Origin of the sequence: Microbacterium timonense (genome assembly GCF_900292075.1) — a bacterium.
Classification (GTDB): domain Bacteria; phylum Actinomycetota; class Actinomycetes; order Actinomycetales; family Microbacteriaceae; genus Microbacterium; species Microbacterium timonense.
Map to the genome: position 1 here is coordinate 213,101 of NZ_OLMV01000001.1, position 24,809 is coordinate 237,909.

The following is a 24,809-nucleotide window of genomic DNA, read 5'->3' on the forward strand; positions in this document are numbered from 1 at the left end:
GTGTCACTCGTGTGGCCGTTTCGCCACGCCTGGGTGCCGGGTCCTCCGGTGGCCCGGTTCTCGCGAGAGTCAAGTGACATCGCACGAAAACAATCCGCTTCGCCTCGGCTCGAGGCATCCGTTCGCCCACGTGTGACCGGAGCATCGCAGCTGCGGCCCGACACCCCAACCCAACAAGGACAACCCACTACATGACTAGCGCAACGACCGCCCCGGCCACCAAGCAGGTCGCGATCAACGACATCGGATCTGCTGAGGACTTCCTGGCCGCGGTCGAGAAGACTCTGAAGTTCTTCAACGACGGCGACCTGATCGAGGGCACCGTGGTGAAGATCGACCGCGACGAGGTGCTCCTCGACGTCGGCTACAAGACCGAGGGTGTCATCCCCTCGCGTGAGCTTTCCATCAAGCACGACGTCGACCCCAACGAGGTCGTCAAGGTCGGCGACGAGGTCGAGGCCCTCGTCCTCCAGAAGGAGGACAAGGAAGGCCGCCTGATCCTCTCCAAGAAGCGTGCCCAGTACGAGCGTGCGTGGGGCGACGTCGAGAAGATCAAGGAGAACGACGGCGTCGTGACCGGTCAGGTCATCGAGGTCGTCAAGGGTGGTCTCATCGTCGACATCGGCCTGCGCGGCTTCCTGCCCGCTTCGCTCATCGAGCTGCGCCGCGTCCGCGACCTGACGCCGTACCTCGGCCAGGAGATCGAGGCGAAGATCCTCGAGCTCGACAAGAACCGCAACAACGTCGTGCTGTCGCGCCGCGCCCTGCTCGAGCAGACGCAGTCCGAGTCGCGCACCACGTTCCTCAACAACCTGCACAAGGGCCAGGTCCGCAAGGGCACGGTCTCGTCGATCGTCAACTTCGGTGCGTTCGTGGACCTCGGCGGCGTGGACGGCCTCGTGCACGTCTCCGAGCTCTCGTGGAAGCACATCGAGCACGCCTCCGAGGTCGTCGAGGTGGGCCAGGAGGTCACCGTCGAGATCCTCGAGGTCGACCTCGACCGCGAGCGCGTCTCGCTGTCGCTCAAGGCGACGCAGGAGGACCCGTGGCAGGTCTTCGCCCGCACCCACGCGATCGGTCAGGTCGCGCCGGGCAAGGTCACCAAGCTCGTTCCGTTCGGTGCGTTCGTTCGCGTCGCCGACGGCATCGAGGGCCTCGTGCACATCTCGGAGCTGTCGGGCAAGCACGTCGAGCTCGCCGAGCAGGTCGTGTCGGTCGGTGAAGAGGTCTTCGTCAAGATCATCGACATCGACCTCGAGCGTCGCCGCATCTCGCTCTCGCTCAAGCAGGCGAACGAGTCGGTCGACCCCTACGGCACCGAGTTCGATCCCGCCCTCTACGGCATGGTCACGGAGTACGACGAGAACGGGGAGTACAAGTACCCCGAGGGCTTCGACCCCGAGACCAACCAGTGGAAGGAAGGCTTCGACGAGCAGCGCGAGAAGTGGGAGCAGGAGTACGCTGCGGCCCACGCACGCTGGGAGGCCCACAAGGCCGCGGTCATCAAGGCCCTCGAGGCCGAGGCGGCCGCTCCCGTCGAGACCGGCGCCAGCACCTACTCGTCCGACAGCGGCCCGTCGGGCACGCTCGCGGACGACGAGGCCCTCGCCGCGCTGCGCGAGAAGCTCTCGGGTCGCTGAGCTGAGCTGAGCCCTCCGGTTCGCTGAACCTCTGGTTCGAAGAGGCCGTCACCTTCGGGTGGCGGCCTCTTCGCCGTCTGGCCGCCGACGTCGGAGGTCGCGGCTACCCTCGCGATGTGCCCCCGAACCTGCCGCGCCGCTGTCTGGTCGACGATGACGGATGCCGCGGCGCGGTGCCCGCCGACGCTCCGGTGTCGCTGTGCGAACGACATCTCGCCGTCGCATCCGACTGGGCGACGGCACGCGACGGTGTGGCGGACCTGCTGCCGGCGCCCTGCGGGTTGTGTGGATCGCGCGTGGGCGTGCGATACCCGTCCGGCTGGCTGTGCGCGGTCTGCGAGTGGCGCCACGGCGAGCTGCCTGACGCAGAGCTCCCGCCTCCGCGGGTGGATGTGGTCTACTACCTCCGCTACGCCGACCGCATCAAGATCGGCACGAGCAGCAATCCGCGTCAGCGGCTGGGTGCCATCTGGCACGACGAACTGCTGGCGTTCGAGCGGGGCGGGCGCGCTCTCGAGCAGCGCCGGCACGCCCAGTTCGCCGCCGACCGGTACGGCGGCACGGAGTGGTTCCGCCGCTCCGATGCCCTCACCCGGCACGTCGCGGTGCTGGCCGCCGGCGTCGAGGATCCGTGGCAGCTGCACGCCCGATGGCTGAGCGAGGCGCTGGCCGCACGAGGCTGACACACCGTCAGCAGGCGGCTCGGAGGTCCCCAGCCCCTTCCTAGGAACGGGACCTACCGTGGTGACTCCACCGCAGCACTGAAGGCGACGGAGCACACCATGGGATTCCTGGATCGACTGTTCGGAGACTCGGATGCCGCACGGCAGGCACCGCCCGTACCGCCGCCCCCTTCCGGTGCCCGGCCCGGCATGCAGCCGCCCCGCAGCGAGGACGAGGTGGCGATCGAGCGATACCGGTACCTGTTGCGCACGGCGCCCCCCGAGACCATCGAACAGGTGCACGCGGAGGCGTTCGCGAAGCTGACGGAGCCTCAACGGCAGCAGGTGCTCGCCGACATCTCCGCAGGCCTCCCCGCCGCGGAGCAGCCCAGGACGACCGACCCGCAGGCCATGGCGCGGGCGGCCACCCGGGCAGAGTACACCAACCCGGGTTTCATGGAACGCACGCTCGGCTCGCAGCGACAGGGGCCCTCCTTCGGCTCCATGCTCGGATCGTCCATCCTCGGCACCGTCATCGGGTACGTGATCGGGTCGGCGCTGGTCAGCTCCTTCCTGGCGCCGTCCTTCGCGTACGACCAGGGCTACAAGGACGGGGCGGCCGCCGACGAGGGATCGGGTGACGCCGGCGGCGGCGAGAACGGCGCGACCGATGCCGGATGGGGCGACGCCGGCTCCGGGTGGGGCGGTGACGCCGGTCCGGATTGGGGCGGCGACGCCGCGGGAGATCTCGGCGGCTTCGGGGACTTCGGATTCTGAGGTCCGCTGCGCCGGTGTGGTGACCCAGCGCCGCAGGCAGGGAGAGGGCGGGGGAGCAGGCGTCGCCGCGTGCCGCATGCAGCGGCCCGCGGCATCCATTAGCGTCACGGTATGACCGCTGCCACGCCGGGCGAGCCCGGCGCGCCCACGGCGCGTACCCGCGGCACCGGCGGGTCCGCTCCGCAGCTCGCCGATCGCACCCGCGGCCGCACGGCGACGCTGAACCAGCTGCTGCTGGCAGCGGTCGTCTTCGTGCTCGGCGTGCTGGTGGCCCTCGGGCCCTTCCACGGGGACGCCGTCGTGTTCTTCCTCGGAGTGGTGGTGGTCGTCGTCGTCACCGCCGCGACGCTGGTCTTCCCGTGGAACCGCGTGCCCTACGGGTGGATCGCGATCGTGCCCGCCGTCGACATCGTCGCCATCACCCTGATGCAGCTGGCGGCGCCCGACACGGTGATGGGGCTGCTGTGGATCTTCCCCACGATGTGGCTGGCCGGTGGCTTCGGCCTGCCCGGGCTGTTCGGCGTCATCGCCGCGATCGCCGGCATCGTGAGCGTCCTCAACGCGCTGAGTTCGACGGAAGTCACCTACCGCACCTTCCTGCTCCCGCTCGTCCTGTTCGCCGTCGCCGCCACCAGCCACCTCAACGCCCGTCGCTCCGAAGCGCAACGGATGCTGCTCGCCAAGCAGTCGCACCTGCTGCGCAGCGTGCTCGCGCGCACGCGCAGGCAGGAGCAGGTGGTCACCGAAGTGCTGGATGCCGTCGACTTCGGTGTGGTGCGCATCGGGCCCGACGGCCGCGTGGCCGTCACGAACGAGGCCCACGGCCGCCTGCAGCAGGGCCTGGAGCCGAACGATCAGACCGAGGTGGCGGCGTTCCGCGACGACGGGGTGTCGCGCCTGCCGCCCGAGGAGTTCCCGCTCGAGCGGGCGCGACGCGGTGAGGCGTTCGACGATCAGATCGTGTGGTTCGGCGCCGAACCGGGGCCGCGCCGCGCGCTCACGATCACCGCACGTCGGCTGACCGACCCCGACCGCGGTGACATCGGCGCCGTCGTCGTGTCACGAGATGTGACCGCGGAGCTGAACGCGCTGCGCGCCCGCGACGAGCTCGTCGCGTCGGTGTCGCACGAGCTGCGCACGCCGCTGACCTCCATCCTGGGATACCTCGATCTCGCCATCGAAGATCCCGATACGCCGGACGCGGTGCGCGCGGGGCTGGACGTCGCCGAGCGCAACGCCGAGCGGCTGCTGCGCATCGTCGCAGACATCCTGGCGGCTTCAAGCTCCTCGGCCTCGTCGGTCGAGGCATCCCTCACGCCGCAGCTGATCGACGCGCAGGATCTGGTGCGCACGGCGGCGACGGACGCCACACCGGTCGCCGCGGGACGCGCCATCACCATCGACATGACGGGCCTCGAGCCGGCGACCGCGTGGGCGGACCCGCTGCGCATCCGGCAGGTCGTCGACAACCTCATCGCCAACGCCGTCACCTACAACAAGGATGGCGGCACGGTCTTCGTCGGCACCACGACCGACGGCGTGTCCACCTGGATCCTGGTGCGCGACACGGGCGTCGGCATCTCGGACGCCGAACGTTCGCGGCTGTTCCAGCGCTACTACAAGGCGGGTGGAGAGCGCCGTGCCGGCACCGGCCTGGGTCTGGCGATCACGCGCGACATCGTGCGCGCCCACGGGGGCGAGCTCGCCCTGCACAGCGCACCCGGCATCGGCTCGACCTTCATCGTCAAGCTCGCCGCCCACCGCCCGGAAAGGGACACGCAATGATCCTCGACCTGCCGACCGCCATGATCTTCACGGCGGTGGTCGTCAACGTCAGCGGCGTGCTGTTCATCCTCGAGACCGTGCTGCGTCGGGACGAGGGCGCCGGTCGCATCTGGTCCATCGGGTTCCTCGCCGCCATGCTGACGACTCTCGCCTACGCGATCTGGGCGCAAGCCGGAGCAGGCGCGTGGTGGGCGATCGCGGTGGGCAACGCGGCGTTCGTGGCGGGCACCGGCTGCATGTGGCTCGGATGCCGCAGATTCAACGCCCGCGCCATGCGCTGGCCGGCGATCCTCGTCGCGGCCTCAGTGGTCGCCGCAGGTGCCGCGGTGGCCGTCGAGGGCGATCGCGGCGGTGACTGGGCGGGTGTGCTGTGGATGTTCATCCCGCTGCTCGTCTTCGCGGCCGCTGGTGCGGTGGAGTGTTTCCGCGGCGACCTGCGGCGGTCGCGCACCGCATGGGTGCTCGGCGGGGTCCTGGGTTTCCAGTCCCTGTACTACGTGGCGCGCACGTCGGCCTTCGTCGCCGCGGGCCCCGGCAGTGGGCTCTTCGAAGCCGTGTTCGGCACGGTCAGCACCAGCTTCTTGACCGTCACCCTCACGATCGTTGCGGTGGTGGTCACGTCGGTCCTGCGCGCCGGCCGTGCGCCGATGCGCGGTTACCTGCGCGTCGCAGCTGCTGCCGACAACGAGCTCGATATCGTCTCGCAGGAGGCGTTCCGCGCCGCGCTGGCCTCCCTGTGCATCCGGGCCTCGGCACGCGGCGAAGCGGTCGCCGTGACGTCCGTCCGGCTGGACGACCTCGACCAGATCTCGACGGCGTTCGGCAGCGAAGTGGCCGGCTCGGTCGCCCGCACGTGGCGCAGCGGCGTCCGGCGGCACGCGCCGACGAATGCCGTCGTGGCGCAGGACGGGCCGAAGGGCCTCCTCGTTGGCATCGCGGTCGGATCGCCCCAGGAGGCGCGACGTCAGGCGGCCGCGATCTACCGGGGGCTGTTCGACGACCTCGGGCGGGTCGGGGGTGGCGTGATCCCGGTGGTCGGCGTCGGCGTGGCGCTCAGCGAGAATGCGGGGTACGACACCGAGACGCTCATCCAGTCCGCACGGGAGGCCGCCGGCCGCGCGGCGGCCGACGTCGAGACGTCGGTGCTCGTGGACGGTGGCGACTGAGCCGCCCCGGTCACCGCCGTCGCGGCTCGCCTTGGACGAGCTGCCGGCCCTCAGCGGTCAGGCCGTCAAGCGGTAGCCCACGCCACGCACCGTCTCGATCCAGCGGGGGCTCGCCGGCGATTCGCCGAGCTTGCGTCGCAGGTTCGCCATGTGCACCTCGATCGCGCGCGCGTCGCTGTCGGAGACGAAGTCGTTGACGGCGTACTGGTCGCCGCGGAGCATCAGCGCGAGGTCGGCCTTGGCCCGCACGCGACGCCCGGCGCGGAGGAGGTCCGAGAGGATGTCGAACTCGCTGCGCGTGAGGTCCACGTCGTTGCCGTCGACCGAGACGATGCGCGTCTCGGCGTTCAGTCGCAGCCCGTGGTGCTCGAGCCACTCGCCGTCGGCGGCGGGCTCCTGACCGTCCGAGGCGAGCACCTGACGAGGCCTGCGCAGCATCGCGTCGATGCGCGCCCGCAGCTCGCGCGGGCGGAACGGCTTGGCGACGTAGTCGTCCGCTCCGGCCTCCAGCCCCTGCAGCGCGTCGATCTCCTCCGTGCGGGCGCTCAGCATCACGATGTAGGTCGAGCTGAACGAGCGGATCCGCTTGGCGGTCTCGAAGCCGTCCATGCCGGGCATGTTGACGTCCAGCGTCGTCACGAGCGGGCTGTGCGTGCGCACGAGTTCGACACCGGTGGTGCCGTCAGCCGCGCCGTGCACCTCGAAACCTGCCTGGGCGAGGACGGTGGACAGGAGAGCGCGGATGTCGTCCTCGTCTTCGATCACGACGGCGACGCGCACTTCTTCCACCGATTCCCCCTCCGGCTCCGTTGCTGGGGTCGACGGATCCTGGACCTCGGTCATGATATCCCAGAACACAGCCCGAAACGGCGACGACGCGTCCATCAGGCGGCCGGCGCGATGCCGCGGCCGAGGGCGTCCGCGACGGTGCACAGCCGTCGCTTCGAGAGGGACGGACAGGCCGCGCGGAGGGCGGGAGACTTCCCCACGTCCCGCCCTGCGCGCGTCCTCGTCCCACAGACCTGGGTCGTTCTCGTCCCCACGCGATCGGCCGGTCTGCACCTCCGAACCGCTCCACCGCGGCGGCCGTCGCGTGGCCGTGCAGCGCGGAGCGTGCGGCGAGGAGGATGTGCGTCGAACGCAGTGGACACGCGTCCGGCGATCATCTCCGCCCCTTCTCGGCTCCGCAAGAGCGGATCGGTCCTTCGGGTGCCCCGAGGCTACCGTCGGCGGCTCAGCGCCGGCTCAAGCGCGCCTCAGGAACGGCGCAGGCCTTCGGCGTCCCGACGCCCGCACGCGGCGGATCCCGTGGCATCCTCGATGCATGCCGCTCGTCGCTCTCACCGGTGGAATCGCCTCGGGAAAGTCCACCATCGCCCGTCGGCTGGCTGAGCACGGCGCGGTCGTCGTCGACGCCGACCAGCTCGTGCGCGAGGTGCAGTCGCCCGGTTCGCCGGTGCTGGCCCGGATCGCCGACGCGTTCGGGGCCGACATGCTGCGTCCCGACGGCTCACTGGACCGCGCGGCCCTCGGAGGGCTGGTCTTCGGCGACCGCGACGCGATCGCCCGCCTGAACGCCATCGTCCACCCGGCGGTGCGCGCCGAGTCCGCGCGCCGGTTCGCCGCCGCATTCGCGGCCGACCCGTCCGCCGTCGTCGTCTACGACGTGCCGCTCCTGGTCGAGGCGCGTGTCGACGACCCGTGGGAGCTGATCGTCGTCGCCCACGCGCCGGCGGAGGTGCGAGTGCAGCGGCTCGTCGATCTGCGAGGGCTCAGCCGGAGCGAGGCGGTCGCGCGCATCGACTCGCAGGTGCCCGACGACGCGCGACTGGCCATCGCCGACGTCGTGATCGACACCTCCGGCAGCCTGGCCGACACGCTGCGGCAGGTCGACGACCTGTGGGCGGGGCTGGACGGCCACATCGCCCGCCGGGCCTCGCGCGCCTGACGCGCCGCCCGCCGGGACTCGTACGCCTGATCGCGCCGCCCGCGGCGCCTCCGGCATCCGCTCGCCGCGAACGCGGAGCCGATGTCGGTGCCCGCGCCTACGCTGGACGGGTGCAGACCACTCGATCCGTGCGACCGTTCGAGGTCGTGAGCGAATACGCGCCGTCCGGCGACCAGCCGCAGGCGATCGCGGAACTGGCGGCCCGCATCAACGCGGGTGAGACCGACGTCGTCCTGCTCGGCGCGACCGGAACCGGCAAGTCGGCGACGACCGCGTGGCTCATCGAGGCCGTTCAGCGGCCGACCCTGGTGCTGGCCCACAACAAGACCCTGGCGGCGCAGCTGGCCAACGAGTTCCGAGAGCTCATGCCCCACAACGCGGTCGAGTACTTCGTGAGCTACTACGACTACTACCAGCCCGAGGCGTACGTCCCGCAGACAGACACGTTCATCGAGAAGGACTCGTCGATCAACGCCGAGGTCGAGCGGCTGCGGCACTCGACGACGAACTCGCTGCTGTCGCGGCGCGACGTCGTCGTGGTGAGCACGGTCTCGTGCATCTACGGTCTGGGCTCGCCCGAGGAATACCTGCGGGCGATGGTGGCGCTGCAGGTCGGCGAGCGGTACGACCGCGACGCGCTCATCCGCAAATTCATCGCGATGCAGTACAACCGCAACGACGTCGACTTCTCGCGCGGGAACTTCCGCGTCCGCGGCGACACCATCGAGATCATCCCGGTCTACGAGGAGTACGCGATCCGCATCGAGATGTTCGGCGACGAGATCGAGGCGCTGTTCATGCTGCACCCGCTCACCGGCGACGTCGTGCAGCGACTGGACTCCGTGCCGATCTTCCCCGCGACGCACTACGCAGCCGGAACAGAGACCGTTCAGCGCGCGATCGGCACGATCGAGCACGAGCTCGAGGAGCGCCTGAAAGAGCTCGAGTCGCAGAACAAGCTGCTCGAGGCCCAGCGCCTGCGCATGCGCACCACGTTCGACCTCGAGATGCTGCAGCAGCTCGGGTTTTGCTCGGGCATCGAGAACTACTCGCGGCACCTCGACGGTCGCATGCCCGGCGAGCCGCCGCACACGCTCCTGGACTTCTTCCCCGACGACTTCCTCATGGTCATCGACGAGTCCCACGTGACCGTGCCGCAGATCGGCGCGATGTACGAGGGGGATGCCTCGCGCAAGCGCACGCTCGTCGAGCACGGGTTCCGCCTTCCCAGCGCGCTGGACAACCGGCCGCTGCGCTGGGACGAGTTCAAGAACCGCATCGGGCAGACCGTCTATCTCTCCGCCACCCCCGGGCGCTACGAGATGGGCATCGCCGACGGCGTCGTGGAGCAGATCATCCGCCCGACGGGCCTGGTCGATCCGCAGATCATCGTCAAGCCGTCCAAGGGGCAGATCGACGACCTCCTCGAAGAGATCCGCATCCGCGTGCAGCGCGACGAGCGCGTCCTCGTCACGACCCTGACCAAGAAGATGGCCGAGGAGCTCACCGACTTCCTCGGCGAGCACGGCGTGCGCGTCCGCTACCTGCACTCCGACGTCGACACCCTGCGACGCGTCGAGCTGCTCAGCGAGCTGCGCGCCGGGGTGTACGACGTGCTCGTGGGCATCAACCTGCTGCGCGAAGGTCTGGACCTTCCCGAGGTGTCGCTCGTGTCGATCCTCGACGCCGACAAAGAGGGGTTCCTGCGCAGCGGCACGTCGCTCATCCAGACGATCGGGCGCGCGGCGCGCAACGTCTCCGGCGAAGTGCACATGTATGCCGACACGGTCACCGACTCGATGCGCAACGCCATCGACGAGACCGACCGGCGTCGAGAGAAGCAGATCGCCTACAACAAGGCGAACGGCATCGATCCCCAGCCGCTGCGCAAGCGGATCGCCGACATCACCGAGGTGCTGGCACGGGAGGCATCCGACACCGACCGGATGCTGCGAGGCAAGGCCGCCGCCAAGACCAAGTCCGGTGTCGGCAAGAGCCCGACGCCGCAGTTGCGACGTGAAGGCATCGGCGCCGAGGGGGCCGAGCAGCTCGAGGCGACCATCGCCGACCTCAGTCAGCAGATGCTCGCCGCGGCGGGCGAGCTGAAGTTCGAGCTGGCCGCGCGTCTGCGCGACGAGGTGCAGGACCTCAAGAAGGAGCTGCGCGCCATGGAGCGCGCCGGCCACGCCTGACGCTTCGCGCATCGCTGCCATGTGGACGCGCAGGCGCCGCGCCGGCTACGGGCAGTGCATCAACGGCTTCGGCCCGGACCGATCGAAGGTGTGCTGCGTGATCGGGGCGCCGCACAGTGGGCAGGCGCGTTCAGCGCGTTCGGCGGCGGTGGGCGGGGGAGTCGTCTCGTACGGGCCGACCGCGGCCGGTCCCGCGGCGCGGATGAGGTTCGCGTTGATCCACGCGTACCAACCGCCCGCCTCGCGCACGCGTTCTCGAAGGGGGCGGCGGGCGGAGGGGGCATCCGAATCGGGCATGACGTTAGTGTACTAATGATTTGTGCACGATAGGATCTTCGCGTGACGGATGAGCTCGGGCCGGACGACCTGTTGAAGCTGGACAACCAGGTGTGCTTTGCGCTGGTCACCGCTGCACGCAACGTCGTGGGGCTCTATCGGCCGATCCTCGAGCCGCTCGGCCTGACGCATCCCCAATATCTCGTGATGCTGGCACTGTGGGAGCGGTCGCCGCGCTCCCTGAGGGAGCTCGCGGCGGAACTCGCGCTGGAACCGGCGACGCTCTCGCCGCTGGTCAAGCGGCTCGAGGCCCAGGGTCTCGTCACTCGCGGGCGGCGCGACGGCGACGAACGGGTTCTCGACGTGGGGCTGACCGATGCCGGTCGGCGCCTGCGGGAGCAGGCGCTCGAGGTCCCGGGGAAGGTGATGGCGAGCGTGGGGACGGATGCCGCTTCGCTCGTGGCGCTGCGCGACGCGCTGCGGCCTTTCGCCGGAGCCCGCTGATGTCGCCGATCGTTCTTCGGGGCGTTATCAGACCGTTCCCGGCGACCCTATGGGATCGGGCCGGCGTCTCCTAGTCTCGGAACAGGTGCGACGAGTCCACCGAACCCGGCTCGTTCTCGACGCGCCCTCAGCCACGCACACGAGAAAGAAGCACGCACCCATGCGCTCTGGTCCGCGTTCCGCCCCCGCATCTCCGCGCCGCCGCCTCGCGGTCGGCGCGTCGACGATGACGCTCGCCGCACTCGCGGTGACCGGCCTCGCCGCACCCGCCGCCCATGCCGCCACCACCGAGGTCCAGATCCTCGCCACGAACGACTTCCACGGACGCATCCTGAACAACGCCTCCAACGGTGAGGCGGGGGCGGCCGTGCTCGCCGGGGCGGTCAAGCAGCTCCGGGCGGCCAACCCGAACACGGTCTTCGCCGCCGCCGGCGACCTCATCGGCGCCTCGACGTTCGAGTCGTTCATCCAGCACGACAAGCCGACGATCGACGCGCTGAACGAGGCGGGGCTGGATGTGTCCGCCGTGGGCAACCACGAACTGGACCAGGGATACAGCGACCTGGTGAACCGCGTCATGGCGCCTTACGACGCCACCGCGAACCCGTACGGCGGCGCGCAGTGGCAGTACATCGCGGCCAACCTCAAGATGAAGGCCACAGGCGACGACGCGGTGCCCGCCACGTGGATCAAGACGTTCGGTGATGTCGAAGTGGGCTTCGTCGGCGCGGTCACCGAGGACCTCCCCACACTGGTGAGCCCCGGCGGGATCACCGACATCACCGTCCAGGGCATCGTGCAGTCCGTCAACGCGGAGGCTGCCGACCTCGTCGCCGAGGGCGCCGACCTCGTCGTCATGCTCGTGCACGAGGGCGCCTCGTCGACCGACTGCGCGACGATGGACGACGCGGGCGCATGGGCGAACATCATCAACAACGTGTCGCCGGATGTGGACGCGATCGTCTCCGGCCACACGCACCTTGCCTACAACTGCTCGTTCCCGGTCGCGCAGTGGGCCGCCGAAGGACGTGCCGTGACCGACCGGCCGGTGGTCTCGGCCGGCCAGTACGGCACGAACCTCAACCAGCTCGTGTACTCGGTGGACGGCGCCACGGGCGAGGTGCAGGCCAAGTCGCAGAACATCCTCGCATTGGAGGATGCCGCGTTCGTGGCGAAGTACCCGGCGGACCCCGCGACCACCGCCATCGTGTCCGACGCCGCCGCCAAGGCGGAGGTGCTCGGCGCTGTCGAACTGGGCAAGCTCGGCGCGCCCCTGAACCGCGCGAAATTCGCCAACGGGACCGAGAACCGGGGCGGCGAGTCGACGCTCGGGAACCTCGTCGCCGAGGTGCAGCAGTGGGCGACCGAGGCGCCTGAATCCGGCGCCGCCCAGATCGCGTTCATGAATCCCGGAGGCCTGCGTACCGACATGCTCGGCACCGACCCCGGCGACGGCACCTACCCTCGCACGCTCACCTACAAGCAGGCGGCGGTGGTCCAGCCCTTCGCGAACACACTGGTGAACATGCAGCTGACCGGCGAGCAGATCAAGAAGGTGCTCGAGCAGCAGTGGCAGCGCGACGCGCTCAACAAGGTCCCCAGCCGCAACTTCCTGCGCCTGGGGGTCTCGGAAGGGTTCGAGTACACGTACACGCAGCAGCAGGTGACGGAGTACCCGCTCGATGACCCGAAGACGCCGGATGTCGACGAGTCGACGGTCCCGTACACCGGAACCCGCGGCACGGTGACAGGCATGTGGCTGAACGGAGAGCCCATCGACCTGACGGCGACGTACTCCGTCACCGTGAACTCGTTCCTCTCGACGGGCGGCGACAACTTCTTCGAGCTCGCCAACGGCACGTCCAAGCGCGACACCGGCAAGGCCGACCTCGCCGCGATGGTCGACTATCTCGCCACGCACGCCGCCACGACGCCGCTGCCGGTCGATTACGCCCAGCGCGCCGTCGAGGTGAGCTTCCCGGCCGACGCGCCGGCCGCCTACGACCCCGGGGCGACGGTGACGTTCACCGTGAAGTCCTGGGCGATGTCGGCGCCCGGCGACCTCACGGATTCCGAGATCGCCGTGTCGTTGGACGGCGCGCAGCTCGGCGCGTTCCCTGTCGACAACACCATCGGCACCACGGCGGTCCTCAACGACGACTACGGAACCGCGCAGGTCACCGTCACGCTGCCGAAGAAGCTGGCGCACGGCTCGGCCGTCCAGCTCACGCTGACCGGGCCGACCACAGGCACCGAGGTCGTCGTGCCCCTCACCATCGGCGCCGCCGACAGCACCACGATCGGCGTGCCGAACAAGCTCGTGGTCAAGGCGAACTCCTCCCTGCAGTTCACGACGATCGTGGTGGCAGAGGGCGGTCTGCGCCCGACCGGCGAGGTCACCGTGTTCGACGGCGAGACGGCGATCGCGACGGCCACGCTGACCGAGAAGAACCACGGCATCGTCAAGATGAAGCTGCCGCGGCTCGACCGTGGCGTGCACAAGCTGTCGGTCGCGTACGCCGGCAGTGACACGGTGAAGCCTTCGACCAGCCGCGCGGTGCCCGTGCTGGTGGTGCGCTGACACTCGAGGCGTGACCTCCCCGGGGTTTGGGGCGCATCTCGTCCGTTCGGGGCGCTACGCACGCGCCCCAAAGGTACGGACTTCGCCCCAAACCCCGATCGGACCTGCGCCGACGCCGGCCTTCGCCGCGGGCGAACGGCTCCCGGAGCCGATGTCGGAGGCCCCGCCTAGACTTGTCGGGTGCCCATCGTCCCTGTCGCCCTGCCCGGAAACATGCCCGGAAACGCCTTCGGTGGCACCAGCGGAAAGCTCAGCGTCCGCGGTGCCCGCGTGCACAACCTGAAGGACGTCGACCTCGACATCCCTCGGGATTCGCTCGTGGTCTTCACCGGTCTGTCCGGCTCCGGCAAGTCGAGTCTCGCCTTCGACACGATCTTCGCCGAGGGGCAGCGCCGGTACGTCGAGTCGTTGAGCGCGTATGCGCGCCAGTTCCTCGGGCAGGTGGATCGACCCGACGTCGACTTCATCGAGGGGCTCAGCCCCGCCGTGTCCATCGACCAGAAGTCGACGAACCGCAACCCCCGGTCGACGGTCGGCACCATCACCGAGATCCACGACTACATGCGACTGCTGTGGGCGCGCATCGGGGTGCCGCACTGTCCCGAGTGCGGGGAGGTCATCCAGCGGCAGACGGTGCAGCAGATCGCCGACCAGCTCGTCGAGCTTCCTGAGCGCACCCGCTATCAGATCGTCGCGCCGGTGGTCACCCAGAAGAAGGGCGAGTTCGTCGACCTCTTCAAAGAGCTCGGGGCGAAGGGGTACGCACGCGCCATCGTGGACGGCGAGCTGATCCAGCTGGCTGAGCCGCCGGCGCTGAAGAAGAGCTACAAGCACGACATCGCCGTCGTGGTCGACCGACTCGTGGCGGGCCCGGGCATCCTCGATCGCGTCACCGACTCGGTCGAGACGGCGCTGTCGCTTGCCGGTGGGGTCATGCAGGTCAACTTCGTCGACGAGGAGGGCGACGCCGCCTGGCAGTCGTTCTCCGAGAAGCTGGCCTGTCCCAACGGCCACCCGCTGCAGCTGACCGAGATCGAGCCGCGGACGTTCTCGTTCAACGCGCCCTTCGGTGCGTGCCCCGCGTGCTCGGGTCTGGGCACGCGCATGTCGGTGGACGTCGAGCTCATGCTCGGCGATGAGGAGCTCTCGATCCGCGAGGGTGTGCTGATCCCGTGGACGACGCAGGGCAAGGGCCTCTTCCAGTACTACGAGCGCCTGCTCGAGGGTTTGGCGAGCGATCTGGGCTTCTCGCTCGACACGCCCTGGAAGAAGCTCCCCGCATCGGTGCGCGAAGCCGTGCTGCGGGGCGAGAACTACAAGGTCACGGTGCGGTGGAAGAACCGGTACGGCCGTGAGATGCGCTACTCGTCCGGTTTCGAGGGCGTCGTGCCGTACATCGAACGGCAGTACACGCAGGCCGAGTCCGACACGCAGCGGCAGCGCTGGGCGGAGTACCTCCGCGAGGTGCCGTGCCCGGTGTGCGACGGTGACCGGCTCAAGCCCGAGGTGCTCGCGGTGCTCGTGCACGGTCACTCGATCGCGGATGCCTCGCGGCTGAGCCTCGGCGAGGCGCGCGAGTACTTCGCCAAGCTGACCCTCACCGAGCGCGAGGCGACCATCGCGGCCCAGGTGCTGCGCGAGATCCGGCTGCGACTGGACTTCCTGATCCGCGTCGGCCTGGACTATCTCAGCCTCAGCCGCGCGGCGGCGACGCTCTCGGGCGGTGAGGCGCAGCGCATCCGGCTGGCGACGCAGATCGGTTCGGGGCTGACCGGAGTGCTCTACGTTCTCGACGAGCCGTCGATCGGCCTGCACCAGCGCGACAACCGCCGGCTCATCGAGACGCTCGTCGCACTGCGCGACCTCGGCAACACCCTCATCGTCGTCGAGCACGACGAAGAGACGATCCACGCGGCCGACTGGGTGGTCGACATCGGCCCCGGTGCGGGGGTGAACGGGGGAGAGGTCGTGCACTCCGGCCCGATCGCCGAGCTGCTGGCCGATCGCGACTCGATCACGGGCGACTACCTGTCGGGCAGGCGCAGCATCGCGACCCCCAAGAAGCGACGCAAGATCGACAAGAAGCGTCAGGTCACCGTCGTCGGGGCGCGCGAGAACAACCTCAAGAACGTGACGGTCGACTTCCCGCTCGGCGTGCTGACCTCGGTCACCGGCGTCAGCGGTTCGGGGAAGTCGTCGCTGGTCAACGGCATCCTCTACCAGGTCCTCGCGACGCGCCTCAATGGTGCGCGCCGGGTCGCCGGCAAGCACACCCGGGTGACGGGACTGGAGAACCTCGACAAGGTGGTGCACGTCGACCAGGCGCCGATCGGCCGGACCCCGCGCTCCAACCCGGCGACCTACACCGGGGTCTTCGACCGCATCCGCACCCTGTTCAGCGAGACGCCCGAGGCGAAGGTCCGCGGCTATCAGCCCGGCCGGTTCAGCTTCAACGTGAAGGGCGGCCGGTGTGAGGCGTGCTCGGGTGACGGCACGATCAAGATCGAGATGAACTTCCTGCCCGACGTCTACGTCGACTGCGAGGTGTGCCACGGCAAGCGGTACAACCGCGACACGCTGGCCGTGCACTACAAGGGCAAGAACATCGCCGAGGTGCTCGAGATGCCGATCGCCGAGGCGGCAGAGTTCTTCGAGCCCATCCAGGCGATCCACCGCTACCTCAAGACGCTCGTCGACGTCGGTCTCGGCTACGTGCGCCTCGGACAGTCCGCCACGACGCTGTCGGGCGGTGAGGCGCAGCGCGTCAAGCTCGCGACAGAGCTGCAGCGGCGCACCAACGGTCGCTCGATCTACGTGCTCGACGAGCCGACCACGGGGCTCCACTTCGAGGACGTGCGCAAACTCCTCGAAGTGCTGAACGGGCTCGTCGACAAGGGCAACACGGTCATCGTCATCGAGCACAACCTCGACGTGATCAAGTCGTCCGACTGGGTCATCGACCTCGGGCCCGAGGGCGGCGCGGGCGGTGGCCAGGTCATCGCGACGGGTACGCCCGAGCAGGTCGCGCGGGTCGAAGGCAGCCACACCGGCGCCTTCCTGGCCGAAGTGCTCGGACTGCGTGCCCCCACGCACGCCGGAGCGGCTCTCACCGACGCCGAGCCGGTCGAAGTCCGCAAGGCCGGCTGAGCCGCATGGCACGCTCCGCTCCGACTGTCCCGTACAAGCCGAAGCCGGGTGAGATCCCCACCAACCCGGGGGTCTACCGCTTCCGCGACGCGGATGGCCGCGTCCTGTACGTGGGCAAGGCGAAGAACCTGCGTGCCCGCCTGTCCAACTACTTCGCGCCGCTGCACACGCTGCACGAGCGCACGCGTCGCATGGTGACGACGGCGGCATCGGTGGAATGGACCGTCGTCGCCACGGACGTCGACTCGCTGCAGCTCGAGTACCAGTGGATCAAGGAGTTCGACCCGCCGTTCAACGTCCGCTACAAGGACGACAAGTCCTACCCGTACATGGCGATCACGCTCGCCGACGAGGCGCCGCGCGTGATCGTGACGCGCAACCGCCGGATCCCCGGGGCGAAGTACTTCGGACCGTATCCGAAGGTGTGGGCGGTCCACGACACCATCGACCTGATGATCAAGGTGTTCCCTATCCGCACCTGCAGCGACTCCTCGTACAAGAAGGCGATGGCGACGGGAAGGCCGTGCTTTCCGGGACAAATCGGGCGCTGCGGCGGCCCGTGCTCGATGAAGGTCACCATCGAGGAGCACCGCGCGATCGTCGAGGACTTCATGGCCTTCATGTCAGGCGGTGACCAGCGCTTCACCAAAGCACTGACGGCGCGCATGCGCGAGGCCTCGGCGGCGATGGACTACGAGGCGGCGGCCGTCTACCGCGACAAGCTCCAGTCGATCGACGCGGTGCTCAACAAGAGCGCGCTGGTGCTCGCCGCCGACACCGACGCCGACCTGTTCGGGATCGCCGAGGACGAACTCGCGGCCGCCGTCCAGCACTTCGTCATCCGCGGCGGCCGTGTGCGCGGCGTGCGTGCCACGACGATCGAGAAGGAGATCGACATCTCCGGCGGCGACCTCGTCGACCAGGTGCTGCAGCGCACGTACGGGAATGCGGCCGGTGCCGACATCCCGCGCCAGGTGCTGGTGCCGTCGCTCCCGGAGGATGCCGCCGATCTCGAGGAGTGGCTGCGCGGACGCCGCGGCAAGTCCGTCACGATCCAGGTGGCCCAGCGCGGCCGCAAGGCAGACCTCATGCGCACGGCGACCCTCAACGCCCAGCAGGCGCTCATGCTGCACAAGACGCGGCGCACCAGCGACTACGTCGCACGGACGCAGGCGCTCACCGACCTTCAGGAGGCGCTCGACCTCGCCGAGGCGCCGCTGCGCATCGAGTGCTTCGACGTGTCGCACCTGAGTGGAACGAACGTCGTCGCCTCCATGGTGGTCTTCGAGGACGGGCTGCCCCGCAAGGATCAGTACCGCTCCTTCGGCGTGGCCGAGACCACCGACGACACCGACTCGCTCTACCAGGTGCTGACGCGGCGCCTGGCGTACCTCGACCGGCCGGAAGAGCAGGACGAGCCCACGTCGATCGCTCCTGCCTCGGGCGGAGGCGACGGGACCTCTCGCTCGGGCGGCGATTCGGAGGAGGCCCCGGTCGTCACCACGCGCAAGCGGCCGCGGTTCGCCTACCGGCCGCAGCTGCTGGTCGTGGACGGCGGCAAGCCGCAGGTGGAGGCGGCCGCGCGTGCCCTGCGCGATGCCGGGCACGAGGAGATCGCGCTGTGCGGCATCGCCAAGCGGCTGGAAGAGGTGTGGCTTCCTGGGGAGGAGTACCCCGTGATCCTGCCACGCACATCCGAGGCGCTGTACCTGCTGCAGCGGCTGCGCGACGAGGCGCACCGGTTCGCGATCACGCATCAGCGTCGTCGCCGTCGGCGTGACATCCAGAGCGTGCTCGCCGAGGTGCCCGGCCTGGGCGAGGCTCGCATCAAGGCGCTGCTGCGGCATTTCGGGTCGGTGTCGGCACTGAAGAAGGCCACGCTGGACGAGATCGAGCAGCTCCCCGGCGTCGGCCCGAAGCTGGCCGCCGCCATCCACGCGCACCTGGCGCAGACACCGCAGGGCGAGAGCGCTTCCCCGCGCGAGCAGGCCGTCGCCTCGAGTGGGTAGGCTGGGCTCGACGGGGGTGGTCATGAGCGAGGCGTCGCGGCACGTCGGTGAGGTGCTGATCGTCACGGGCATGTCGGGCGCCGGGCGATCGACGGCGGCCAACGCGTTGGAGGACCTCGGCTGGTACGTCGTCGACAATCTGCCGCCGCAGATGCTCAAGCCCCTCCTGGACCTCACGGAGCTCGCGGGGGGAGTGCTGCCCCGCGTCGCCGTCGTCGTGGACGTGCGTGGGCGGGACCTCTTCTCGGACCTGCCGGACGCGATGCGCGCGCTCCGGGAGCGACGGCAGATCCGGGTGATGTTCCTGGATGCCTCCGACGATGTGCTCGTCCGGCGGTTCGAGGCGGTCCGGCGGCCGCACCCCCTGCAGGGCGACGGAACGATCCTCGACGGCATCCGTCGCGAACGTGCACGGCTGGCGGCCGTCCGAGAAGGCGCGGACGTCATCATCGACACGTCGACCTACAACATCCACCAGCTCGCCACGAAGATCGCGGATCTGTTCACCGAGGAGGGCGCAGCGCGGCACACCGTGACGCTGCAGAGCTTCGGCTTCAAGTACGGGCTTCCCCCCGACGCCGACATCGTCGCCGACATGCGGTTCCTGCCGAACCCGTTCTGGGACGAGCGGCTGCGGCCGTTCACGGGCGAGGACGCCGAAGTGCGCGACTACGTCCTCGCCCAGGAGGGGGCACGCGAGTTCCTGGAGGCGTACAGCCAGGCCTTGCGTCCCGTCCTGGAGGGCTATCAACGGGAGAACAAGAGCCATTCCGTGATCGCGGTGGGATGCACCGGCGGCAAGCACCGTTCGGTCGTCATGGTCCGAGAGCTCGCCGAGCGCCTGGCATCCGTTCCCGGCGTGGCCGTCCGGATCGCCGATCGCGATCTGGGACGGGAGTGAGGAGTGGGCGCCGGGCGGCCGGGTAGGCTTGACGGTCGTTCCCGGAAGAGCCCGAAGGAGACCCGTGTCGCTGACCGCTGACGTGAAGGCCGAGCTGATCACTGTGCGCGACCCGCGCCCGACGGCCCGGGTCGCCGAGCTCACGTCGCTCCTGCGCTTCTCGGGAGGCCTGCACTCGATCGCCAACCGCGTCGCGGTGGAGGCGGAGCTCGACTCCGACGTCCTCGCCCGCAGGACGGCCCGCGACCTCGTGGAGCTCTACGGCGTGCGACCGGAGCTCGTGCACGTGCAGGGCTCGGGCGGGCGCACCGGCAGCCATTACGCCGTGCGGGTGATCGAAGGCGGCGAGACGCTCGCGCGCCAGACGGGTCTGCTCGATCAGCGCCGGCGCCCGGTGCGCGGCCTTCCCAACAAGCTCACGACCGGCTCTCGCGGCGACCTCGCCGCCATCTGGCGCGGCGCGTTCCTCGCCGCGGGCACTCTCACCGATCCGGGGCGCTCGGCCGCCCTCGAGATCACGTGCCCGTCGTCGGAGGCGGCGATGGCGCTCGTCGGCGCCGCGCACCGGCTCGGCATCGCCGGCAAGGCACGCGAGGTACGCGGGATCCCGCGCGTGGTGGTCCGCGAGGGCGAGGCGATCCGTGCCGCCCTGGCGGCGATGGGCGCGGTCCGCGCCGCCTCGGACTGGGACCAGATGCGCCAGCGCCGCGAGGTGCGCGCCGGCGTGAACCGCCTGGTGAACTTCGACGACGCCAACCTCCGCCGGTCGGCGCAGGCCGCCGTCGCCGCCTGCGCGCGCGTCGAGCGGGCCCTCGAGATCCTGGGCGACGAGGTTCCCGAGCACCTCCGTCAGGCAGGTGACCTGCGCCTGGCGCATCGCGACGCGAGCCTGGACGAGCTCGGCCACCACGCCGATCCGCCCCTGACGAAGGATGCCGTCGCCGGCCGCATCCGCCGGCTGCTGGCGATGGCCGACAAGAAGGCCGAGGCCGAGGGCATCCCCGGCACCGACGCAGCCGTGCCCGCCGGCATCGAGGACTGACCGCCCAAGCATCCGGTTCCCGAGCCTCTTCTCCCGCGAGACTCATCGGGGCGCCGAGACTCCATGCGAGCGTCGAGTCTCGGCGCTCGGATGAAGTCCGGGGTGGTGCGGGGGGGGCGGGGGGGTCGGGGAGGAGCGGGGGACGAGCGCGGGGGCGTCCTTCCACACGTCATAACGGGAAGCAACCCCGGTGCGCCAGCGTTGCCGCTCAGTAGGATGAGAACGTCACCCTCGCTGCGCCGGGGATTCGGCGCGCGCCGACAGGAAGAAGAGAACATGGCGAAGTACACCTTGCCCGACCTCCCTTACGACTACGCCGCGCTGGAGCCGCACATCAGCGGCAAGATCATGGAGCTGCATCACAGCAAGCACCACCAGGCGTACGTCACCGGTGCCAACACCGCGCTGGAGCAGCTCGCCGAGGCCCGCGAGACCGGCAACCTGGCGAACGTCAACAAGCTCGAGAAGGACCTCGCGTTCAACCTCGGCGGCCACGTCAACCACTCGATCTTCTGGACCAACCTGTCGCCCGAGGGCGGCGGCGAGCCCGAGGGCGAGCTGCGTGCCGCGATCGACGAGTTTTTCGGCGGCTTCGACAAGTTCCAGGCGCACTTCACCGCCGCGGCCACCGGCATCCAGGGCTCCGGCTGGGCCGTGCTCAGCTGGGACCCGATCGGCCAGCAGCTCATCATCCAGCAGCTGTTCGACCAGCAGAGCAACACCGCGCAGGGCACGGTGCCCATCTTCCAGCTGGACATGTGGGAGCACGCCTTCTACCTCGACTACCTCAACGTGAAGGCCGACTACGTCAAGGCGGTCTGGAACATCGCGAACTGGCAGAACGTGGCGCAGCGCCTCGACGCCGCCCGCCAGAAGACCTCGGGCCTGCTGGTACTGTCATAGCAGGCGCGGCCGTCCCGGCGGGCGCGCCCGCCGGGACGCCGTTGTCCTCGTTCGAATCGCAACAACCGCGCACTCGCGCACGACACACTCAGGAGAAACTCCGTGGCTGTCAAGATCGGCATCAACGGCTTCGGCCGAATCGGACGCAATTACCTCCGCGCGGCTCTCGCGCAGGGCGCGGACCTCGACATCGTGGCGGTGAACGACCTCACCGACAACAAGACCCTCGCTCACCTCCTCAAGTACGACTCGGTCGGCGGACGCCTTGACCAGGAGGTCTCGTACACCGAGGACTCGATCACGGTCGGCGGCAAGTCGATCAAGGTCTTCGAGGAGCGCGACCCCGCCAACCTGCCGTGGGGCGAGCTCGGTGTCGACATCGTCATCGAGTCGACCGGCCGGTTCACCAACGCCGACGACGCCCGCAAGCACATCCAGGGCGGCGCGAAGAAGGTCCTCATCTCCGCTCCCGCCACAGGCGAGGACGGCACGTTCGTCATGGGTGTGAACGAGGAGTCGTACGACCCGGCGACGATGCACATCATCTCCAACGCGTCGTGCACCACCAACTGCCTGGCGCCCCTGGCCAAGGTCTTCAACGACACGTTCGGCATCGAGCGCGGGTTCATGATGACCGCGCACGCCTACACCGCCGACCAGAACCTGCAGGACGGTCCCCACAAGGACCTCCACCGCGCCCGCGCGGCCGCGATCAACATCGTTCCCGCCTCGACCGGTGCGGCCAAGGCGATCGGCCTGGTGCTGCCCGAGCTCAACGGCAAGCTGAGCGGCTCGTCGTACCGGGTCCCGGTGCCCACCGGCTCGATCGTCGACCTCACGATCATCACCCCCGCGGAGGGCCTGACCAAGGAGTCGGTCAACGCCGCGTACGAGGCCGCCGCTGCCGAGGGCCGCCTCGCGGGTTACCTGAAGTACAACGCCGACGCCATCGTCTCCAGCGACATCCAGCAGGACCCGCACTCGTCGATCTTCGACTCGCAGCTGACCAACGTCAGCGGCAACCTCGTCAAGGTCTCGGCCTGGTACGACAACGAGTGGGGCTACTCGAACCGCCTCGTCGACCTCACCGAGTACGTCGCCGAGCGTCTCTGATCCCGCCATGGCTCTGCGTACCCTCGACACCCTGGGTCCGCTGGCCGGCAAGCGCGTCATCGTCCGTGCTGACCTCAACGTCCCTCTGAAGGACGGGGTCATCACGGACGATGGCCGTGTGCGGGCCACGCTCCCCACGCTCAACGCCCTGATCAACCAGGGCGCCCGCGTCATCGTCTGCTCCCACCTGGGACGCCCCGACGGCGCGCCCGACCCGAAGTACAGCCTGGCGCCCGTGGCGCAGCGTCTCTCGGAGCTGCTCGGTAAGCCCGTCGCGTTCGCTCGGGACACCGTCGGCGAGTCGGCCCACGAGGCGGCCGCCGCGCTCGAGGACGGCGACGTCGCGATCATCGAGAACCTCCGGTTCCACCCGGGCGAGACCGCGAAGGACGACGCGACCCGTCGTGCCTTCGCCGAGGAGCTGGCGTCGCTCGGCGACGTGCTGGTCTCGGATGGCTTCGGCGTCGTCCACCGCAAGCAGGCATCGGTCTACGACCTCGCGGAGATCCTGCCGTCGGCCGCCGGCTTCCTGATCGAGAAGGAGGTCGACGTCCTCGACCGCCTCACCGAGAACCCGCAGCGCCCGTACACCGTCGTCCTCGGCGGTTCGAAGGTGAGCGACAAGCTCGGCGTCATCGAGCATCTGCTTCCGCGCGTGGACCGCCTGCTCGTCGGCGGCGGGATGATGTTCACGTTCCTCGCGGCCGAGGGGTACCAGGTCGGCTCGAGCCTGTTGGAGCGCGACCAGCTCGACACCGTGAAGGGCTACATCGCGACGGCGAAGGAACGTGGCGTCGAGCTCGTGCTCCCCGTCGATGCGGTGGTAGCCGCATCCTTCTCGGCCGATGCCGAGCACGTGGTGGCCCCGGCATCCGCCCTCGAAGACACCCCGTTCGGATCGTCGGGCCTCGGGCTGGACATCGGTCCCGAGACGGCGGCGATCTTCGCCGACAAGGTGCGCGACTCCCAGACGGTGTTCTGGAACGGGCCGATGGGCGTGTTCGAGATGGCGGCGTTCGCCGCCGGAACCAAGGCGGTCGCCCAGGCGCTCACCGAGGTGGACGGACTGTCGGTGGTCGGCGGGGGAGACTCCGCCGCGGCGGTCCGTCAGCTCGGATTCGCCGACGACGCGTTCGGTCACATCTCGACCGGCGGCGGCGCCAGCCTCGAATTCCTCGAGGGCAAGAAGCTTCCCGGACTGGAGGTCCTCGGATGGCAGTGACGACGGGACAGGCCCAGGGGCCGCGTCAGCCGCTCATCGCAGGCAACTGGAAGATGAACCTCGACCACCTTCAGGCGGTCGCGTTCGTGCAGAAGCTGCATTGGACGTTGAAGGATGCCAAGCACGAGGACGGCTCGGTCGAGGTGGCGGTGTTCCCGCCCTTCACGGATCTGCGCACCGTGCAGACGCTGCTCGACGCCGACAAGATCCCCTTCGCGCTGGGCGCGCAGGACCTGTCGGTGCACGACTCGGGCGCATACACCGGGGAGATCTCCGGCGCGTTCCTGTCGAAGCTCGATGCGCGCTACGTCATCATCGGCCACTCGGAGCGTCGTCAGTACCACGCCGAGACCGACGAGGTCGTGGCCGCGAAGGTGAAGGCCGCGCTCAAGCACGGGCTGGTGCCGGTGATCTGCGTGGGTGAGACCAGCGAGGACCTGGAGAAGTTCGGTGCGAGCGCCGTCCCCGTGAGCCAGCTCGCGGCCGCACTGGACGGTGTGAAGGCGGATGCCGACATCGTCGTGGCCTACGAGCCGGTGTGGGCGATCGGCTCGGGTCAGGCGGCGACGCCCGAGCAGGCACAGGACGTGTGCGCGAAGCTCCGCGAGGTCATCGCCGAGAAGCTGGGACCGGATGCCGCGGCCCGCACCCGTGTCCTCTACGGGGGCTCCGTCAAGGCGGCCAACATCGCCAGCTTCATGCGGGAGCCCGACGTCGACGGCGCACTGGTGGGCGGAGCGAGCCTCGTCGTGGACGAGTTCGCGGCCATCATCCGGTACCAGAAGCACGTCGGAGTCTGATCGCGTTTCGTCTCGTCGCTGCGCTCTCCTTCAAGTACCGGGCTGTGTTCGCGGTCGTTGAACGAGCGAAGCGAGACCAAACGCGGTAACCCGTATACTTGTCCCTTGTGCGATCGGCGAATGATCGCCGCGAAAGGCTTC

General features: G+C 69.4%; 19 protein-coding genes. 17 read left to right on the plus strand and 2 right to left on the minus strand.

All coding sequences use genetic code 11. From position 1 onward, the window contains the following. Nucleotides 1–191: 191 nt before the first annotated feature. The 5 genes from rpsA (at nt 192) to C9992_RS01075 (ending at nt 6,030) form a co-directional block, all read left to right on the plus strand. Nucleotides 192–1,640 carry a 30S ribosomal protein S1 gene (gene rpsA, locus C9992_RS01055; protein ID WP_106813754.1) on the plus strand — a complete coding sequence of 483 codons (1,449 nt, stop codon included), beginning with the start codon at nt 192–194 and terminating at the stop codon, nt 1,638–1,640. Between the two features lie 116 nt (nt 1,641–1,756). Then, complete coding sequence (locus C9992_RS01060; RefSeq protein WP_235007896.1) at nt 1,757–2,323, plus strand: GIY-YIG nuclease family protein; 567 nt, start codon at nt 1,757–1,759, stop codon at nt 2,321–2,323. 99 nt (nt 2,324–2,422) lie between these two features. Beyond that, the gene (locus C9992_RS01065) at nt 2,423–3,079 is read left to right on the plus strand and encodes a hypothetical protein (protein WP_106813755.1); all 657 of its coding nucleotides are present in this window, start codon (nt 2,423–2,425) and stop codon (nt 3,077–3,079) included. Nucleotides 3,080–3,190: 111 nt separating this feature from the next. Continuing rightward, nucleotides 3,191–4,864 carry a sensor histidine kinase gene (locus tag C9992_RS01070; RefSeq protein ID WP_106813756.1) on the plus strand — a complete coding sequence of 558 codons (1,674 nt, stop codon included), beginning with the start codon at nt 3,191–3,193 and terminating at the stop codon, nt 4,862–4,864. Beyond that, nucleotides 4,861–6,030 (plus strand): hypothetical protein, encoded by a 1,170-nt coding sequence (locus tag C9992_RS01075; protein WP_106813757.1) that lies wholly within the window; start codon nt 4,861–4,863, stop codon nt 6,028–6,030. Before C9992_RS01070 ends, C9992_RS01075 begins: the two co-directional genes overlap by 4 nt. 57 nt (nt 6,031–6,087) lie before the next feature. Here the strand turns inward: C9992_RS01075 and C9992_RS01080 are convergent, their stop codons facing one another. Beyond that, entirely contained in the window at nt 6,088–6,873 is a 786-nt protein-coding gene (locus tag C9992_RS01080) for a response regulator transcription factor (RefSeq protein ID WP_106813758.1), read from the minus strand. Nucleotides 6,874–7,354: 481 nt separating this feature from the next. On the opposite strand from C9992_RS01080, the gene coaE reads away from it, so the two are divergent. Continuing rightward, entirely contained in the window at nt 7,355–7,978 is a 624-nt protein-coding gene (gene coaE, locus C9992_RS01085; protein ID WP_106813759.1) for a dephospho-CoA kinase, read from the plus strand. 110 nt (nt 7,979–8,088) lie between these two features. Then, nucleotides 8,089–10,170: an excinuclease ABC subunit UvrB gene (uvrB, locus tag C9992_RS01090; protein WP_106813760.1), complete on the plus strand. Its 2,082-nt coding sequence runs from the start codon at nt 8,089–8,091 to the stop codon at nt 10,168–10,170. A gap of 45 nt (nt 10,171–10,215) precedes the next feature. On the opposite strand, the gene C9992_RS01095 is transcribed toward uvrB, so the two are convergent. Further along, nucleotides 10,216–10,467: a hypothetical protein gene (locus C9992_RS01095; RefSeq protein ID WP_106813761.1), complete on the minus strand. Its 252-nt coding sequence runs from the start codon at nt 10,465–10,467 to the stop codon at nt 10,216–10,218. A 42-nt stretch (nt 10,468–10,509) separates the two neighbouring features. Between C9992_RS01095 and C9992_RS01100 the strand changes: the two genes are divergently transcribed. The 10 genes from C9992_RS01100 to tpiA all read left to right on the plus strand — a co-directional run bounded on the left by C9992_RS01100 (nt 10,510) and on the right by tpiA (nt 24,668). Continuing rightward, nucleotides 10,510–10,950, plus strand: a complete 441-nt coding sequence (locus C9992_RS01100) for a MarR family winged helix-turn-helix transcriptional regulator (protein ID WP_106813762.1) — start codon at nt 10,510–10,512, stop codon at nt 10,948–10,950. A gap of 226 nt (nt 10,951–11,176) precedes the next feature. Further along, nucleotides 11,177–13,531, plus strand: a complete 2,355-nt coding sequence (locus C9992_RS01105) for a 5'-nucleotidase C-terminal domain-containing protein (protein ID WP_235007898.1) — start codon at nt 11,177–11,179, stop codon at nt 13,529–13,531. A 180-nt stretch (nt 13,532–13,711) separates the two neighbouring features. Then, nucleotides 13,712–16,678, plus strand: a complete 2,967-nt coding sequence (gene uvrA / locus C9992_RS01110; protein WP_407662201.1) for an excinuclease ABC subunit UvrA — start codon at nt 13,712–13,714, stop codon at nt 16,676–16,678. Nucleotides 16,679–16,683: 5 nt separating this feature from the next. Then, on the plus strand, nt 16,684–18,687 hold the full coding sequence (gene uvrC, locus C9992_RS01115; RefSeq protein ID WP_106813764.1) for an excinuclease ABC subunit UvrC: 2,004 nt from the start codon (nt 16,684–16,686) through the stop codon (nt 18,685–18,687). 22 nt (nt 18,688–18,709) lie between these two features. Further along, nucleotides 18,710–19,588 carry an RNase adapter RapZ gene (gene rapZ, locus C9992_RS01120; RefSeq protein WP_106813765.1) on the plus strand — a complete coding sequence of 293 codons (879 nt, stop codon included), beginning with the start codon at nt 18,710–18,712 and terminating at the stop codon, nt 19,586–19,588. A gap of 64 nt (nt 19,589–19,652) precedes the next feature. Next, complete coding sequence (gene whiA, locus C9992_RS01125; protein WP_106813766.1) at nt 19,653–20,630, plus strand: DNA-binding protein WhiA; 978 nt, start codon at nt 19,653–19,655, stop codon at nt 20,628–20,630. Nucleotides 20,631–20,906: 276 nt separating this feature from the next. Next, a complete protein-coding gene (locus C9992_RS01130; protein ID WP_106813767.1) occupies nt 20,907–21,533 on the plus strand; it encodes a superoxide dismutase in 627 nt (208 codons plus the stop codon). A 102-nt stretch (nt 21,534–21,635) separates the two neighbouring features. Then, nucleotides 21,636–22,646: a type I glyceraldehyde-3-phosphate dehydrogenase gene (gene gap, locus C9992_RS01135; protein ID WP_106813768.1), complete on the plus strand. Its 1,011-nt coding sequence runs from the start codon at nt 21,636–21,638 to the stop codon at nt 22,644–22,646. Nucleotides 22,647–22,653: 7 nt separating this feature from the next. Further along, nucleotides 22,654–23,868, plus strand: a complete 1,215-nt coding sequence (locus tag C9992_RS01140; protein WP_106813769.1) for a phosphoglycerate kinase — start codon at nt 22,654–22,656, stop codon at nt 23,866–23,868. After that, the gene (tpiA, locus tag C9992_RS01145) at nt 23,859–24,668 is read left to right on the plus strand and encodes a triose-phosphate isomerase (protein WP_106813770.1); all 810 of its coding nucleotides are present in this window, start codon (nt 23,859–23,861) and stop codon (nt 24,666–24,668) included. Before C9992_RS01140 ends, tpiA begins: the two co-directional genes overlap by 10 nt. The last annotated feature ends 141 nt before the right edge of the window (nt 24,669–24,809 follow it).

Excerpts from the sequence above, each read along its gene's own strand:
- C9992_RS01065 (WP_106813755.1), top strand. The coding sequence starts at position 2,423 with ATGGGATTCCTGGATCGACTGTTCGGAGACTCGGATGCCGCACGGCAG.
- C9992_RS01075 (WP_106813757.1), top strand. The coding sequence starts at position 4,861 with ATGATCCTCGACCTGCCGACCGCCATGATCTTCACGGCGGTGGTCGTC.
- C9992_RS01105 (WP_235007898.1), top strand. The coding sequence starts at position 11,177 with ATGACGCTCGCCGCACTCGCGGTGACCGGCCTCGCCGCACCCGCCGCC.
- tpiA (WP_106813770.1), top strand. The coding sequence starts at position 23,859 with ATGGCAGTGACGACGGGACAGGCCCAGGGGCCGCGTCAGCCGCTCATC.
- C9992_RS01140 (WP_106813769.1), top strand. The coding sequence starts at position 22,654 with ATGGCTCTGCGTACCCTCGACACCCTGGGTCCGCTGGCCGGCAAGCGC.
- C9992_RS01070 (WP_106813756.1), top strand. The coding sequence starts at position 3,191 with ATGACCGCTGCCACGCCGGGCGAGCCCGGCGCGCCCACGGCGCGTACC.
- C9992_RS01095 (WP_106813761.1), bottom strand. The coding sequence starts at position 10,467 with ATGCCCGATTCGGATGCCCCCTCCGCCCGCCGCCCCCTTCGAGAACGC.
- rpsA (WP_106813754.1), top strand. The coding sequence starts at position 192 with ATGACTAGCGCAACGACCGCCCCGGCCACCAAGCAGGTCGCGATCAAC.
- C9992_RS01080 (WP_106813758.1), bottom strand. The coding sequence starts at position 6,873 with ATGACCGAGGTCCAGGATCCGTCGACCCCAGCAACGGAGCCGGAGGGG.
- rapZ (WP_106813765.1), top strand. The coding sequence starts at position 18,710 with ATGAGCGAGGCGTCGCGGCACGTCGGTGAGGTGCTGATCGTCACGGGC.
- uvrC (WP_106813764.1), top strand. The coding sequence starts at position 16,684 with ATGGCACGCTCCGCTCCGACTGTCCCGTACAAGCCGAAGCCGGGTGAG.
- coaE (WP_106813759.1), top strand. The coding sequence starts at position 7,355 with ATGCCGCTCGTCGCTCTCACCGGTGGAATCGCCTCGGGAAAGTCCACC.
- C9992_RS01130 (WP_106813767.1), top strand. The coding sequence starts at position 20,907 with ATGGCGAAGTACACCTTGCCCGACCTCCCTTACGACTACGCCGCGCTG.